Genomic DNA, 15,524 nt, shown 5'->3' with positions numbered 1-15,524 from the left:
TAGGGATATAATGTCAGTAGTAGAAGTAGATGGCTGTTTTGTCAAATTACGTTAATTTATATTGGGAGGTTTTTTTATGAGACATTTTAAACGGTTAGCTGCATTGGCTTCTATCGTGAGCCTGCTGGGACTGAGCATCCCATTTGAATCTCTGGCTGCTGTGAAGACCATATCATCAGTGACCATTTACGCAGGACTGGAGGAGCTTGCCTCAGGAGATACTCTGCCAGCGGAAAGTAGTTTCAAAACGAATGAAGGAACGGGGAATTACGTTTATACCAATAACGACAAATACGAAGTATCGGATTTGGACTGGATCACATCTGATACGAAGGAAATGAAGGTTGGTTCCGAACCGAAGATGAAGGTTACCTTAAGGGCAACAAATTCTGATGAATATGCTTTTAAGGGCGGATATCAGTCAAGCAACATTTCCATTAAGGGCGGAACTTATGTTTCAGCCAGCCGTTCAGGGTCGGATACCTTGTATGTTACTTTTACCTTTAAACCGATAAAGGGTAGTTATGATTCACCGGAGGATGCATATTGGAGGGAGTCCGGATACGGCAACGCCAAGTGGAGCTCTGTGGATAACAGTTCAGGTACTTATGACGTTTATTTATACAGAGGAAGCAATATTGTTAAAAAGGTTGAGAAGCTTAAGGCTACTTCCTATAATTTTTATCCTTATATGACTAAGGCAGGTACCTACAGCTTTAAAGTGCGTACCGTAGCGAATACGGAGAGCGAGCAGAAGTACGGAAAGAACAGTGACTGGACGGAATCTGATGAAGTTTATCTGCCGCAGGAAAAGGTATCAGACGGAAGCGGACAGGATAACGGCACTCCCGTAAGCGGGCAGGTAGGCTGGATCAAAAACGGCAATTCCTGGTATTACCGCTATCCGGATGGGACCTACCATAAGAACAACTGGGCGAAGATCAATAATAAGTGGTATTTGTTTGATTCCAACGGTGCTATGGTAACCGGCTGGCAGCAGAGGAATAATGTATGGTATTTATTAAACAGCGACGGAACTATGACAACTGGATGGGTGGCTTCTAATAATAAGTGGTATTATTTGAATCCTTCTGCTACCAGCGGGGTAGAGGGAGCTATGATGATCGGCTGGATCAATTATAATAATAAATGGTATTATACGGATCAAACAGGTGCCATGCAGGAAGGCTGGAAGCAGGTAGACGGAAACTGGTATTATTTCTATCCGGGTGAGGGATCAAAGGCTGTTAATACTACAATCAGCGGATTCCCGGTAGACGGCAACGGCATATGGCGGAAGTAAAGGCAGGAAAGGAAGTAGATATCAATGAAGTGGATGCAGGGTAAAAAGAAGTGGCTGGTGCTTTTATGCGCCTTCATGGTCCTGGGAACAGGGATGACGGTCCCGGCTTCCGGAAGCCTGAAGATCCGCCTGGATCATGGGAGTAAGACCAGCTGGACGGAAGGGATCCAGGTACCTGAAGTAACGGTCAATTATACAGAGGAAAGCCCTAATTGGAGCAAGGAAGTGGATGACTGGGTTCCCGGAAAGAAGGTCACCGGCACCATAAGAGTGAACGGTACTTATACCAGATCCGATTGTACCGTTTATGGAGGAAGCCTGGTCTCTGTTAAGGCTGAGGATGGGGAAACTGTTATTAAGGTTTCTTACGTTCCGGTTGCTATGCTGGAAAGTTCGGAAAGAGCCGGCTGGAGTGATACCGCGAAAACAAAGGCTTCCTGGAAGAAAGTACCTTTTGCGTCCAGGTATCAGGTGATTCTGTACAAGGAAGGCGGAATCTGGATCAAGAGCCTGACCACTTCCTCCACTTCTGTGGATCTTTTGCAGTACATGGAGGGAGGCTATAAGTATTATTATACCGTAAAGGCAATCTTAAAGGACTCTTCTGAAGACGATTATTTAAAAGAAGGAGAAGTGACCACCTCCGATGATTCTGTGGTTCAGGAACTGGGAGAAACTTCAGGAACCTGGGCAGAGTATCAGAACGGCAAAAAGTACCGGGGCGAGGATGGAAACTACGTTGTCGGCCAGTGGAAGATGGTCGGCGGAAAATGGTACCATTTTAACAATGATGGCTACGCAGCCGTGGGCTGGCAGTATATAGGAAATAAATGGTATTATATGGGGACAGATGCCCAGATGCTGACCGGTTGGCAGCAGGTAAACGGGAAATGGTATTACTTAAATACGGACGGCGGCATGGCTACCGGCTGGATCCAGCCCCAGCCTGGAAAATGGTATTATCTCTATAGTGACGGCAGTATGGCGGTGAATACGAAGGTTGAAGGTATTTACCAGATGGATGGCTCCGGACTTTGGGTCCCGTAATTAAAATGGCACAGATGGCTGCATCTGTGCCGTTTTTTTTTATCTGTGATCACTTAACAATATACGGAAAGTGCCTTTTGGCAGGATTGAAGGACCGGAAGCCTTCTTTATATTATGAAATTTTCCTGCTGCTCTTCTGGAATTTGGAAAAGATTCGTGTCGATGCTTGACTGTTATGAAATATTCAACTAAAATTATGTGGCATATGAATGTTTGAAATAATCAGAGAAAGGTCTGCTATGGGAATAATAAAAACGTCTAAACTGATATTTGATTATATCAGAAGAGATGAGGAAGAAAATATTGAAGAGATTAAACGTGCCATCGACGGCGTCAGCCTGGATATTAAGGCAGGGCAGTTTGTGGCCATCCTTGGACACAATGGTTCTGGAAAATCTACCTTTGCCAAGCAACTGGACGGGATCCTGCTTCCTACGGAAGGTACTGTGTGGATCCAGGGAATGGATACTTCCGTAGAAGAAAATTTATGGGAAGTGAGGAAAAAGACTGGAATGGTGTTCCAGAATCCAGATAACCAGATCATTGGAAATATTGTGGAGGAAGATGTGGGATTTGGCCCAGAGAACCAGGGTGTTCCTACGGCTGAGATATGGAAGCGGGTGGACGAGAGCCTGGAAAGCGTTGGAATGGCAGCCTTCCGGTTAAAGTCCCCCAATAAGCTTTCCGGGGGCCAGAAGCAAAGGGTTGCCATAGCAGGTGTTATGGCCATGCGGCCTCAGTGCATTGTTCTGGACGAGCCTACGGCCATGCTGGACCCCAATGGACGGAAGGAAGTTGTGAAGACGGTCAGGGAATTAAACAGGAAGGAAGGGATAACGGTCCTTTTGATTACCCATTATATGGAAGAGGTCATCGATGCGGACCGGGTTATTGTCATGGACAAAGGCAAAGTGGTTATGGACGGCAATCCTAAGGAAATCTTTTCAAGGGTAGAGGAACTGAAATCCTTCCGCCTGGATGTTCCTTCGGTAACGGAGCTGGCCTATGAACTTAAAAAGAACGGCGTAGAATTACCGGACGGGATACTGACACTGGAAGAGCTGATGGAAAATCTTCTGCCCAAATTTGCAGAGCGTTTTCCTGGAACGGTGACTTTGTGGAATGGAGTAAGGGATGGCAATTAAAGCAGAGCATTTAAATTATGTTTACGGACTTGGGACAGCCTTTGAACAGAGGGCATTAAAGGATGTAAACCTGGAAATAAAAGATGGGGAATTCGTAGGTCTGATCGGACACACAGGCTCTGGAAAGTCCACACTGATCCAGCACTTAAACGGATTGATGAAAGCTACTGATGGTGTCATCTATTATAATGGAAGAAACATTTATGAGACAGGGTACGATTTACGGGCTTTAAGAAGCAAGGTGGGGCTTGTATTCCAGTATCCTGAGCATCAGCTTTTTGAGATTAATGTGTTTACGGACGTATGTTTTGGACCAAAGAATCAGGGGCTTTCCAAGCAGGAAGCTGAGAAACGGGCAAAGGAAGCACTGACCATGGTAGGGCTTGATGAAAGCTTTTATAGCCGGTCTCCCTTTGAGCTTTCCGGAGGCCAGAAGCGGAGAGTGGCCATTGCAGGCGTTTTGGCCATGGAGCCTGATGTGCTCATTCTGGATGAGCCTACAGCAGGCCTGGACCCTAGAGGGAGAGATGAGATCCTGGATCAGATCGAAAGACTTCATAAGGAAAGAAACATGACCATTGTACTGGTTTCCCACAGCATGGAGGACATTGCCCGGTATGTGGACCGGATCCTGGTCATGAACCATGGGGAAAAAGTGTTTGATGATACGCCCAAAGAGGTATTCAAGCATTATAAGGAGCTGGAAGCCATAGGGCTTGCTGCGCCCCAGGTCACTTATGTGATCCATTCCCTGCGGGATCACGGTGTCCCCATTGATAATAACATTACAACCGTAGAAGAAGCCAGAGACGAGATTTTACGCCTTCTGGGAAATTAGGTGGGGAGATATTATGCTGAAAGATATTACTTTAGGGCAGTATTATCCGGTGGATTCCATGCTACACAGACTGGATCCCCGGACAAAGCTGTTTGGGACGATGGTTTTCATCCTATCCCTTTTTATTGCAAATAATTTATGGGCCTATTTGACTGCTTCTTTTTTTCTGGTCATGGCCATCCGTTTAAGCAGGGTTCCTTTTAAGTTCATGGTACGGGGATTAAAGGCGATAGTATTCCTGCTTCTCATCAGCGTCAGCTTTAATTTGTTCCTGACACCGGGAGAACCCATCATCCGTCTGGGATTTTTGAAGCTGACAAAGGAAGGCGTTAAAACAGCGGCCTTCATGGGAGTCCGGCTTATTTACCTGGTGGTAGGTTCTTCCATCATGACCCTTACTACGACCCCTAACCAGCTTACCGATGGTCTGGAAAAGAGCCTTGGGTTTCTAAAGAAGGCAGGAGTTCCGGTCCATGAGGTATCCATGATGATGTCCATTGCCTTGAGATTCATTCCCATCCTAGTAGAGGAAACCGATAAAATCATGAAGGCTCAGATGGCCAGAGGGGCCGATTTTGAGACCGGGAATCTGATCCAGAAGGCAAAGAACATGATCCCCCTTTTGGTACCTTTATTTATTTCCGCTTTCCGCCGGGCCACGGATCTGGCCATGGCCATGGAAGCCAGATGCTACCGGGGAGGGGAGGGGAGGACAAAAATGAAGCCCCTCCGGTACGGGAAACAGGATGGGATCGCCTATCTGGTGTATCTGGTATATCTGGCTGCCATCGTGGGACCAGGCATCATTGGATAAGGTATTCCATGATAAAAGGAGGAAGTATGAAACGGGTTAAGATGATTGTGGCCTATGACGGTACCAATTACTGCGGCTGGCAGATCCAGAACAACGGGATTACCATTGAGGAGGTCCTAAATAAGGAACTGACTAGCCTTTTAAAAGAGCCAATCACCGTGATCGGGGCCAGCAGAACCGATTCTGGGGTTCACTCAGAAGGAAATGTGGCGGTCTTTGATACGGAGAACCGGATGCCTGCCGATAAAATATGTTTTGCCTTAAACCAGAGGCTTCCGGATGATATCCGGATTCTCCAGTCCCAGGAGGTTAGGCCGGATTATCATCCGAGAAAGCAAAACTGTGTCAAGACTTATGAATATAAAATTATGAACCGGAAAATTGAAGTGCCAACCCTGAGACTTTACAGCTATTTTTGTTACTTTCCCCTGGATGTGGAACGGATGCGGGAAGGTGGGGCATACCTGGTGGGAGAACACGATTTTAAAAGCTTCTGTACGGCCAGAGGGCAGGCGGAAGAGACGGTGCGTACCATTTACAGCCTGGACATTGAAAAGAGCGGGGATCTGATTACCATACGAATCAAGGGAAGCGGCTTCCTGTATAACATGGTACGGATCATTGCCGGAACACTGATGAAGGTGGGCATGGGAGTGTATCCCCCTTCCCATGTGGAAGAAATCCTTGATGCCAGGGACAGGAAGGCAGCCGGACCAAAGGCAGCGGCAAAAGGGCTTACTCTGGTAAGCCTTGATTATGAAACGGAACTTAAGAATCAGATCCATGGTGAAAATAAGGATTGGAGCTATACCCTGAATCAGGAAAAGATCCTTTCAGAGGGAAATGCCTGGCTTACCATCCACCGGTGCAGGGCGGAAGATTTTGACAGGCTTTTGGTCCGGGTGGTACATCAGGCAGTACAAAATGGTGCCAGGACGGTTTTTGCCAGAGATGAGGAAACCGTTGGAAGGATTATTTTGGGAAAGCCCTATGGATATTATGTTTTTCAGGCTGATTTTGAAAACAAGGGCTGGGCAGTGACGCAAAAATAGTCGGAAAACCATGACTCGTTAGGACAACGAACCAGATGAATGGGTTTGCATGCCCAGTTGGCGACTGCAGCAGCAGGAAGAGGCTTGCAATGCGTGATTCTTCATGTATTATGGGAAAAGTGGTTGACACATTCTGCTAAATGTAATATAATGTATAACTGTGACGTTAGACGAAAATGTTCAGCCAAAGCCCCGGAGTGAGCATTTTGTAATAAAGTTTTTTGAGAAGTTGTTTTTTGATTTCTCGTACAAGGTGCCGCTTTTGGTACCGCCTAATCCATTATGAAAACTTGTTTTCGTACTATGGTTATGCTTAAAAACACCATAAATTACAGGAGGTTGTCCAATGAAGACTTTTATGGCTAGTCCAGCAACAATTGAAAGAAAATGGTACGTAGTTGATGCTACAGGATATACATTAGGACGTTTGGCTTCAGAAGTAGCTAAAGTATTAAGAGGTAAGAACAAACCGATCTACACACCACATATGGATTGCGGTGATTATGTGATCGTGGTAAACGCAGATAAGGTTGCCGTAACCGGTAAGAAGTTAGATCAGAAGATCTATTACAACCACTCTGACTATGTAGGTGGTATGAAGGAAACAACATTAAGAGAAATGATGGCTAAGAAGCCTGAGAAGGTTATGGAACTGGCCGTGAAAGGTATGCTTCCAAAGGGACCTTTAGGTAGAAGCATGATAACAAAACTTCACGTATACGCAGGTGCAGAGCATGACAATGCTGCTCAGAAACCAGAAGTTTTAGAGTTCAAATTTTAATCAGAGACGCTGAAAGGAGGAAGTTATCATGGCTAATGCAAAATTTTATGGAACAGGTAGAAGAAAAAAATCTATCGCTAGAGTATATTTAGTACCAGGTACAGGTAAGATCACCATCAATAAGAGAGATATTGACCAGTATTTAGGTCTTGAAACATTAAAGCTTGTTGTACGTCAGCCGTTGGTTGCTACAGAAACAGTTGATAAGTTTGACATTCTTGTAAACGTTCACGGAGGCGGATTTACAGGACAGGCCGGTGCAATCAGACACGGTATCTCAAGAGCACTGCTTCAGGCAGATGCAGACTATCGTCCGGTTCTTAAGAAAGCTGGTTTCTTAACAAGAGACCCAAGAATGAAAGAAAGAAAGAAATACGGCCTCAAAGCCGCTCGTCGCGCACCGCAGTTCAGCAAGCGATAATCGACAACTTCAAAATGCTAAAAAAGCCCGGAAATACGCCATTTTCCGGGCTTTTTCTATACCCAAAATTCTGTCTGGACTGTTCGGTTTTGATGGAATTTGAACGGAAATTTATGGGTTTATAGTGGTCAAATTACTGGTGGACAAGCCCATTTTGACCTCTTATGGGTTAAATTACTGGTGGACAATAGGAGCAAATGAAGTCCAATTTTGCCATCGACGGACGAACACATACTTGACTGATTTACATAGAGCCTTGGCTCATTCTTTGAAAACGAGAATGGGTCGAGGCTCTATTTTTTTTCGCCTGAAATCCGGCGAGACAAATTTGAGTAGGAGGTAACAGGTATGACGGATTTCAATCAGAAGACCCATGATACCGATGTGGGCAGTCATGGCGGACAGTCGAGGCAAATGATGGAGGTGTTTGAGAACCAGGAGTTTGGTTCGATCCGCGTGTTGCAGGAGGCGGGAAAGACATTCTTCTGTGCAAGCGATGTGGCGAAAGCGTTGGGGTATGTGAATCCCTACGCCGCAGTGAAACGCCATTGCAAAGGCCCCCTAACGAAACGCGAGGGGGTCGTTCAGAAGGTGAATCAGTATGGGGATGCTGGAGAGCAGGTCGTTGAAATCGCCTTTATCACAGAAGGCGATGTTTACCGGCTGATCGTTCACAGCAAGCTGCCATCGGCAGAACGGTTTGAACACTGGGTGTTTGATGAAGTTCTCCCTTCTATCCGCAAGCATGGAGTGTATATGAGCGATTCCATTTTGGATCAGGTGATTCAGCATCCGGAGGTCATCTACACCCTGGCGCAGGAGCTTGTAGCCGAGAGAGAGCAGCTTGAGGGTATCCGTAAGCAACTGGATGCGGCACAGCCCAAGGCAGACTACTTCGACACCTTTGTGAACTCGGAGGATTGTACCTGCATCCGGAATTTCTGTAAGGAAATCGGAATCCCGGAGAAGACGGCAGTGGCTCTCTTACTGGATCATCGCTATCTGTACCGCAGTCCGAGTGGCTGGCTGATGCCTTTTGCAGACAAATCTGCAAGGGGCTATTTTATTGTCCGGGATTGCTACGGCAGAAGTGGAAAACTGGTGCAGCAGACGAGAGTGACCTGCAAGGGAAAGAATCATCTCTTCAAGTTGTTTAAGAAATGGGGTGTGATCGAATGACGCTTTTTACAGAGGGACGCCTTCAGGCGTTTGAACGCATGATGCAGGATACCGGCAAATACCATCGCCGGGAGGACAGCGAAGATCGTCCGCGCAAATGTCCAAAGAAAAAAGCGGAGCCTGCGAAAAAGGATGGTGAGCACCATGCCGGTATTCAGGGTTGAGAAGAACAGCAATTACACAACGATGTGCAATTACCACCTGCGGGATCAGGGGCTCAGTCTGAAAGGAAAAGGACTTCTCTCTATGCTGCTCAGTTTGCCGGACACATGGAACTATTCGGTACGGGGATTATCTTCGATTACGCCGGATGGCGTAGATGGAGTGCTTACGGCTCTGAAGGAGCTGGAGCGTCTTGGGTATCTGGAAAGGAACCAGCAGCGTGAGAGTAACGGTCGGATGGGCAGGGCGGAGTATGTGATTTATGAGATGCCAAGGAAAAAGCCGTGTTCGGAATCACCGTGTACGGAAAAGCCGTATGCGGTAAATCCGGATACGGACACACCGGTTACGGAAAATCCCGCGCAATTAAGTACTAATAGAACAAGTACTGAAACAATCAATAAAAGAGAGAAGAAGGAAATCCAGCATCGGTATGGCTCATACGGAAATGTTCTTCTCTCCGATACGGAATACGGCAAGCTCCGGCAGGAGTTCCCAGGAGATTATCAGATACGGGTGGAACGGCTCTCTGAGTATATGGCTTCCACCGGCAGGAGTTACAAAAATCACCTTGCCACAATCCGAAGCTGGGCAAAGAGAGAAAAGCCAAAGTATAACCCGGCAGACTACACATTTGAGGAAGGAGACAGCCTATGAGCGACATGGTGCCTGAAGTATTGAATGCGGCGTTGGATTCGCTCTTTACGCCGAAAGAACCCGGAGAGCTGGAATACCAGGGCGATGACGGACTGTTGTATTGCAGAAACTGCCACACGCCGGTGCAGTGCAGGGTAAAGCTCTGGGGCAGAGACAAGATTGTTCCTTGCCTTTGCAGATGCCAGCAGGAAGCGATGGCGGAAAAGAAACGTCAGGATGAGCTGGTGGAGCGTCAGCGTAAAATCAGGCAGCTGAAAGCAACGGGAATTCAGGAAAAGCATCTTCTGGAATGGAATTTTGCCGTTGCAGAAGACAACAAGGATATCCAAATGGCAAAACGCTATGTGGAGCAGTGGAAAAAGGTCAAGGCTGAAAACCTTGGCCTTTTGTTATGGGGAGATGTCGGCACCGGAAAGTCCTTTGTGGCGGCATGTATTGCCAATGCGCTGCTGGAGCAGGGCATTCCGGTTTTGATGACGAACTTCTCCAAGATCCTGAACCAGATGGGTGCCATGTATTCGGAAGAGCGATACCGGTATATCGCTTCGTTTTCCAATTATTCTTTGCTGATTCTGGATGATCTGGGAATTGAGCGCAGCACCGAATATGCGCTGGAGCAGGTCTACGCTGTCATTGATGAGAGGTATAAGTCCGGGCTTCCGGTCATTATCACAACCAATCTGAAGATTGCTGAAATCCGCAATCCGCAGGATGTGGCATACGCTCGGATTTACAGCAGGATTCTGGAAATGTGTACGCCGGTGCGAATCAGCGGAGAGGACCGCAGAAAGAGCATTGGAAAAGAAAAACAGCAGGTCGTTAAGGAGGTACTTGATCTATGAAGTGCAAGGCAAAAAAGGCGTTTTTCGCAGGTAAGAATGACATCTATCACCGCTGGAAGGAGGTTAAGAAGCTGAATGGCAAAAGCAAAAACCAGTATTACAACAGAAAACCGCAGTGGCTCAGCTGCCGACGCTGCGGCTAAGGAGCAGCGGACGGAGATGCCGCTTTCTGACCTGCATCCCTTTGAAGGGCATCCCTTTAAGGTGCTGGACGATGAGCTGATGGAACAGACCGTGGAAAGCATCAAGCAGATAGGGGTGGTATCCCCGTTGATTGTCCGGCCTGACCCGGAAGGCGGATTTGAAATTCTTTCAGGACACCGCAGACTTCATGCGGCACAGCTGGCAGGTTTGGAAACAGTGCCGGTCATCGTCAAGGAAATGGACGATGATGCGGCAATCATCTTTATGGTGGACAGCAATTTGCAGCGGGAGAATATCCTTCCCAGTGAGAGAGCGTTTTCCTACAAGATGAAGCTGGAGGCGATGAAGCATCAGGGAACAAGAAACGACCTTGAAACAACTTCCCGACAAGTTGTCGGGAAGTTAGAAGCTGCGGATACCATCGGAGAGCAAACAGGTGAAAGCGGACGACAGGTTCAGCGATTTATCCGCCTTACCAACCTGATTCCCGAAATTTTGGATATGGTGGATGAGAAGAAAATCGCCTTCAATCCGGCGGTAGAGCTGTCTTACCTGAAACCGTCCGAACAGAAAGAATTTCTGGAGGCAATGGACTATGCACAAGCATCCCCATCCCTGTCGCAGGCGCAGCGGCTGAAAAAGCTCTCGCAGGAGGGCGGCTGCACCTTGGATGCCATGTGTGAAGTGATGAATGAAATCAAAAAGGATGAGCTTGACCATGTGACGATTAAAAATGAGGTTCTTCGGAAGTATTTCCCGAAATCCTATACGCCGAAGCAGATGCAGGACACGATTATCCGGTTGCTGGAAAAGTGGCAGCGAAGTAAACAACGAGATATGGAACGATGAGAAGGAGATTTTTATGATGATGAATATTAAGAAGAATCAGAACAACGCAGTGTGCAGCATGGATTGCAAGAACTGCCCGCACGGTGCATCGCAGCCGAATCCGATGGATGATCCCATGTTCGAGAAGTCCATTGCAATGCTTCATAACTGGGTGATGCTGGAGGCAATCCGTGAAGATCACCCGAAGGAGCGCATTGTGATGGTGATCCTGCCGGGGGCTGGCGGCGAACTTCTGACCGAGGATGGCAGTCGAGACATCTTTGAGGATGTTTACGATGAGATGGAGGCTGATCTGGTGGCAGATGGGGAACTGCTTCTCCATTATGATAAGAGCGATGTGATCGAGACTGACAGAACCCGCTATCTGCTGGGAGCTGCGGAAGTTTCGGAAATCGACCAGAACGGCAACGAATGCAGCATCAATCTGTTTACGCTGGAACGCACCATCGACTATGTGAACGAAAACCTGACGGTGGTTTCCATTGGCGGCGAGTTGGTTCCGGCACTGCGCCTGATCTAAGGAGGTGCCTATGAAGAAATTTGATGTGGAGATTACAGAAACTCTCCAGAGAAAGGTTTCCGTGGAAGCTACCTCACAGGAAGACGCGGAACGCATGGTGACGCAGGCGTGGAATAACCAGGACTATGTTCTGGATTCCAGCGATTTCACCGGTGTGGACTTCAAGACCGTGGGAGAACATGAATTGGCAGAGACCAAGACAATGGATGTGCTGCTGGTGCAGCCCAACGCCTATCCGAAGAAAATCAGTGTTGGCACGGAGCTGGAAGATTTGCAGGCAATGGTTGGTGGCGATATTGAAGTAACCTACCCATTTGAGGATGAAGTAGCCATTATTCTGAATGAATCCGGCAAAATCAATGGCCTGCCACTGAACCGTGCGATTTACACCGAAGACGGGGATATGCAGGACATTTATGCCGGTGATTTTCTGGTGGTTGGGCTGACAGAGGATGACTTTGGTTCTCTGACTTCGGAGCAAATGCAGAAATTTGAGGAGCAGTTCCATCAGCCCCAGATGTTCGTCCGTATGGGGCGCAGCATCATGGCAATTCCGGTTCCGGATGATATGGTGAAGAAGATGGAGGAAAAGGCTGCAAAGCCCCAAGAAAAGAGCAAACCGGCACCGGACCGGGACAGTTTGTAAGGAAGGAGGCGGAGATTCATGCAGGAAGAAGTTGAAAATCGTACCGTCAATCTGGCAATCAGCACCACGAAACTGACCTTTCGCACCATCGTGAATGGCTATAATGCGTGGAAACGGCACCATCAGGCAAAGATGGCTCAGAAAACAGCGCAGCTGCCGGTTGGAAAGCAGAGCATCAAAGAACTGATCGGTCAGAATCAGGGAGTCAGCAGTATCCCCATTGAGAAAACGGATTTGAAAGGCTTTGAACAGGTGGCGCGGAAATACGGTGTGGATTATGCCATTACGAAAGACCAAAATGTGATTCCACCCAAGTACACGGTGTTCTTTAAGGCGAGGGATGCGGACGCACTTACTTCCGCTTTTGAGGAATTCACCAACCGCAAGCTGAAAGCAAAGGAAAAACCGAGTGTTCTGGAGCAGCTTAACAAGCTCAAAGAGTTGGTTGCTGCAATTCTGCCGGATAAGGTTCGCCACAAAAGTCAGGAGCGTGATCTATGAGTAATAAGACCAAAAAGCTGCTGATCCTGAATCTGCCGTACTTCATTGCCGGTCTTGTATGTACCAATCTGGGAGAAGCGTGGAGAATTGCCGAGGGCGCAGACATGTCTGAAAAGCTCCTCGGCTTTCTTTCTGCCCTGGGTACAGCCTTTTCCAATCCGATGCCAAGTCTGCATCCGATGGATTTGCTGATTGGTGTGTGCTGCGGAGCGGGTCTGCGGCTTGCTGTGTATCTGAAAGGCAAAAATGCCAAGAAATATCGCCATGGCATGGAGTATGGCTCTGCACGGTGGGGAACGCAGAAAGACATCGAACCATTTGAAGATCCAGTGTTTGCAAACAATGTGATTCTGACCCGGACGGAGCGGCTGATGATGGGCAATCGTCCGAAGAATCCGGCAAATGCGAGAAACAAAAACGTGCTGGTGGTGGGCGGTTCCGGCAGCGGCAAGACGAGGTTTTGGTTGAAACCCAACCTTTTACAATGCCATAGTTCCTATGTGGTCACTGACCCCAAAGGCGATATCGTAATCGACTGCGGCCAAGCCCTTTTGAAGAACGGATACAGCATTCGGATTTTCAATACTATCAATTTCAGAAAGTCGATGCATTACAATCCTTTCGCGTATATTCACAGCGAAAAGGATATTTTGAAGCTGACCACAACCCTCATTGCCAACACAAAAGGGGACGGCAAGGCCAGTGACGAATTCTGGACGAAGGCAGAGACCTTGCTGTATTGTGCTTTGATTGGTTATATCCACTATGAGGCACCGCTGGAAGAGCAGAACTTTGCAACGCTGATTGAATTCCTGAATGCGATGGAAGTACGCGAGGATGATGAAACCTTTCAGAATCCAGTGGATCAGATGTTTGAAGCTCTGAAAAAGAAGAAGCCGAATCACTTTGCTGTCCGGCAATATGCTAAGTTCAAGCTGGCTGCGGGCAAGACCTTAAAGTCCATTCTGGTGAGCTGCGGCGCACGTCTGGCTCCCTTCGATATTGAGGAAGTCCGTGATATCACTATGTACGATGAGCTGTCGCTGGATACGGTGGGAGATGAGAAAACGGCTCTGTTCCTCATTATGAGTGATACAGACCCAACTTTTAATTTCCTGATTTCCATGATTTACACACAGCTGTTTAACCTGCTGTGCGAAAAAGCGGATGATGTTTACGGCGGCAGACTGCCGGTGCATGTGCGCTGCCTGATTGATGAGTGTGCGAACATTGGTCAGATTCCGAATCTGGAAAAGCTGGTAGCTACCATCCGATCAAGAGAAATCTCGGCATGTCTGGTGCTTCAGGCACAGAGCCAGTTGAAGGCAATCTACAAGGACAATGCCGATACCATCATCGGCAATATGGATTCCCGTATTTTTCTTGGCGGTTCGGAGCCGACTACGCTAAAAGAGCTGAATCAGGCACTGGGGAAAGAAACGATTGATCTGTACAACACTTCCGATACCAGAGGCAACAGCCCATCTTACGGCACTAATTATCAGAAGGTCGGGCATGATTTGGCTTCGGTGGATGAATTGGCTGTGTTGGATGGCGGAAAGTGCATTTTGCAGCTGCGCGGTGTCAGACCGTTCAAGTCAGATAAATATGATCTGACCCAGCATCCGAACTACAAGCTCACTGCCGGTGCTGATAAGAAAAACACGTTCAGCATCGAGGCGTTTCTAGACCATCGGCTGAAGCTCAAGCCCGGTGATAAGTACGAAGTGGTTGATGCAGATCATGCCAAGTAAGTTTGTTTCGGTGACGAAGAAGTCATGGGTGCGCTGCTGACAACAGAATAAGAAGGGGCGGCGAGCTGCCGCCTCTTTACATAGCCAGGTTTCTGATAGGGATTGGAGACCTGGCTATATGTTTGTCCATTTGCAGGTGCACATGCAAATGGAAAATCACTATTCATCCGCCTACAAGGGCGCATTGTACAAGGAGGTACACATTTATGGCATTTTTCAATAGCGCAGTAACCGTTCTTCAGACTCTCGTTATCGCACTGGGTGCCGGTCTCGGCATCTGGGGAGCCATCAACCTGCTGGAGGGTTACGGCAACGACAACCCCGGTGCCAAGTCTCAGGGCATGAAGCAGCTCATGGCTGGTGGCGGCGTGGCACTGATCGGCACGACTCTGGTGCCGCTGCTTTCTGGACTTTTTGGTTAAACAGAAAGCATACGAGGTTGGAATTCTGATGAGGGCGGCGAGCTGCCGCCCTTTTACATAGCCAGGTTTCTGATTGAGATTGGAGACCTGGCTATTTTTTTGCTCTTTTGCAGGTGCACATGCAGGGGGACATTCACTATTCATCAGCCCATAAGGGCGCATTGTACAAGGAGGTACACATTTATGGCATTTTTCAACAGCGCAGTAACCGTTCTTCAGACTCTCGTCATCGCACTGGGTGCCGGTCTTGGCATCTGGGGAGCTATCAACCTGCTGGAAGGCTACGGCAACGACAACCCTGGTGCCAAGTCTCAGGGCATGAAACAGCTCATGGCTGGCGGCGGCGTGGCACTGATCGGCACGACTCTGGTGCCGCTGCTTTCCGGTCTGTTCGGTTAAGCGAAAACTGTCGGAGAGAGGATTCCGACCGGGCGGCGAAAGCTGCCT

At 48.0% G+C, this 15,524-nt stretch carries 19 protein-coding genes; all 19 read left to right on the top strand.

What is annotated here, in order from left to right; translation table 11 throughout:
• Positions 1-76 precede the first annotated feature (76 nt).
• The 19 genes from CLOSA_RS18805 (at position 77) to CLOSA_RS18715 (ending at position 15,476) form a co-directional block, all read left to right on the top strand.
• A complete protein-coding gene (locus CLOSA_RS18805) occupies positions 77-1,303 on the top strand; it encodes an N-acetylmuramoyl-L-alanine amidase family protein (protein WP_013274312.1) in 1,227 nt (408 codons plus the stop codon).
• Positions 1,304-1,327: 24 nt separating this feature from the next.
• The gene (locus tag CLOSA_RS18800; RefSeq protein WP_013274311.1) at positions 1,328-2,350 is read left to right on the top strand and encodes an N-acetylmuramoyl-L-alanine amidase family protein; all 1,023 of its coding nucleotides are present in this window, start codon (positions 1,328-1,330) and stop codon (positions 2,348-2,350) included.
• Between the two features lie 239 nt (positions 2,351-2,589).
• On the top strand, positions 2,590-3,495 hold the full coding sequence (locus tag CLOSA_RS18790) for an energy-coupling factor transporter ATPase (RefSeq protein ID WP_013274310.1): 906 nt from the start codon (positions 2,590-2,592) through the stop codon (positions 3,493-3,495).
• The gene (locus CLOSA_RS18785; protein WP_013274309.1) at positions 3,485-4,333 is read left to right on the top strand and encodes an energy-coupling factor transporter ATPase; all 849 of its coding nucleotides are present in this window, start codon (positions 3,485-3,487) and stop codon (positions 4,331-4,333) included. Before CLOSA_RS18790 ends, CLOSA_RS18785 begins: the two co-directional genes overlap by 11 nt.
• Positions 4,334-4,346: 13 nt before the next feature.
• Entirely contained in the window at positions 4,347-5,147 is an 801-nt protein-coding gene (locus tag CLOSA_RS18780; RefSeq protein ID WP_013274308.1) for an energy-coupling factor transporter transmembrane component T family protein, read from the top strand.
• A 26-nt stretch (positions 5,148-5,173) separates the two neighbouring features.
• Positions 5,174-6,199 (top strand): tRNA pseudouridine(38-40) synthase TruA, encoded by a 1,026-nt coding sequence (truA, locus tag CLOSA_RS18775; RefSeq protein WP_013274307.1) that lies wholly within the window; start codon positions 5,174-5,176, stop codon positions 6,197-6,199.
• A gap of 346 nt (positions 6,200-6,545) precedes the next feature.
• Positions 6,546-6,980 carry a 50S ribosomal protein L13 gene (gene rplM / locus CLOSA_RS18770; RefSeq protein ID WP_013274306.1) on the top strand — a complete coding sequence of 145 codons (435 nt, stop codon included), beginning with the start codon at positions 6,546-6,548 and terminating at the stop codon, positions 6,978-6,980.
• A gap of 28 nt (positions 6,981-7,008) precedes the next feature.
• The gene (gene rpsI / locus CLOSA_RS18765; protein ID WP_013274305.1) at positions 7,009-7,401 is read left to right on the top strand and encodes a 30S ribosomal protein S9; all 393 of its coding nucleotides are present in this window, start codon (positions 7,009-7,011) and stop codon (positions 7,399-7,401) included.
• 348 nt (positions 7,402-7,749) lie between these two features.
• On the top strand, positions 7,750-8,580 hold the full coding sequence (locus CLOSA_RS18760) for a phage antirepressor Ant (RefSeq protein ID WP_013274304.1): 831 nt from the start codon (positions 7,750-7,752) through the stop codon (positions 8,578-8,580).
• Complete coding sequence (locus tag CLOSA_RS23020; RefSeq protein WP_009532276.1) at positions 8,577-8,744, top strand: hypothetical protein; 168 nt, start codon at positions 8,577-8,579, stop codon at positions 8,742-8,744. Before CLOSA_RS18760 ends, CLOSA_RS23020 begins: the two co-directional genes overlap by 4 nt.
• Positions 8,725-9,399 (top strand): helix-turn-helix domain-containing protein, encoded by a 675-nt coding sequence (locus tag CLOSA_RS18755; protein ID WP_013274303.1) that lies wholly within the window; start codon positions 8,725-8,727, stop codon positions 9,397-9,399. The genes CLOSA_RS23020 and CLOSA_RS18755 overlap by 20 nt, the downstream gene beginning before the upstream one ends.
• Positions 9,396-10,241: an ATP-binding protein gene (locus tag CLOSA_RS18750; protein ID WP_013274302.1), complete on the top strand. Its 846-nt coding sequence runs from the start codon at positions 9,396-9,398 to the stop codon at positions 10,239-10,241. The genes CLOSA_RS18755 and CLOSA_RS18750 overlap by 4 nt, the downstream gene beginning before the upstream one ends.
• A gap of 75 nt (positions 10,242-10,316) precedes the next feature.
• A complete protein-coding gene (locus CLOSA_RS18745; protein WP_013274301.1) occupies positions 10,317-11,234 on the top strand; it encodes a ParB/RepB/Spo0J family partition protein in 918 nt (305 codons plus the stop codon).
• 13 nt (positions 11,235-11,247) lie between these two features.
• A complete protein-coding gene (locus CLOSA_RS18740) occupies positions 11,248-11,754 on the top strand; it encodes a hypothetical protein (protein ID WP_013274300.1) in 507 nt (168 codons plus the stop codon).
• 10 nt (positions 11,755-11,764) lie between these two features.
• On the top strand, positions 11,765-12,400 hold the full coding sequence (locus CLOSA_RS18735; protein WP_013274299.1) for a DUF3846 domain-containing protein: 636 nt from the start codon (positions 11,765-11,767) through the stop codon (positions 12,398-12,400).
• 18 nt (positions 12,401-12,418) lie between these two features.
• The gene (locus CLOSA_RS18730) at positions 12,419-12,901 is read left to right on the top strand and encodes a PcfB family protein (protein WP_013274298.1); all 483 of its coding nucleotides are present in this window, start codon (positions 12,419-12,421) and stop codon (positions 12,899-12,901) included.
• Entirely contained in the window at positions 12,898-14,655 is a 1,758-nt protein-coding gene (locus CLOSA_RS18725; RefSeq protein WP_013274297.1) for a VirD4-like conjugal transfer protein, CD1115 family, read from the top strand. Before CLOSA_RS18730 ends, CLOSA_RS18725 begins: the two co-directional genes overlap by 4 nt.
• A 206-nt stretch (positions 14,656-14,861) precedes the next feature.
• Complete coding sequence (locus tag CLOSA_RS18720) at positions 14,862-15,077, top strand: Maff2 family mobile element protein (protein WP_002576404.1); 216 nt, start codon at positions 14,862-14,864, stop codon at positions 15,075-15,077.
• Between the two features lie 183 nt (positions 15,078-15,260).
• Positions 15,261-15,476 (top strand): Maff2 family mobile element protein, encoded by a 216-nt coding sequence (locus CLOSA_RS18715; RefSeq protein ID WP_002576404.1) that lies wholly within the window; start codon positions 15,261-15,263, stop codon positions 15,474-15,476.
• Positions 15,477-15,524: the final 48 nt, after the last annotated feature.

Origin of the sequence: [Clostridium] saccharolyticum WM1, assembly GCF_000144625.1 — a bacterium.
Lineage (GTDB): Bacteria > Bacillota > Clostridia > Lachnospirales > Lachnospiraceae > Lacrimispora > Lacrimispora saccharolytica.
Note: the sequence above shows the minus strand (reverse complement) of the source record. Positions and strands in the feature narration are given on the sequence as shown.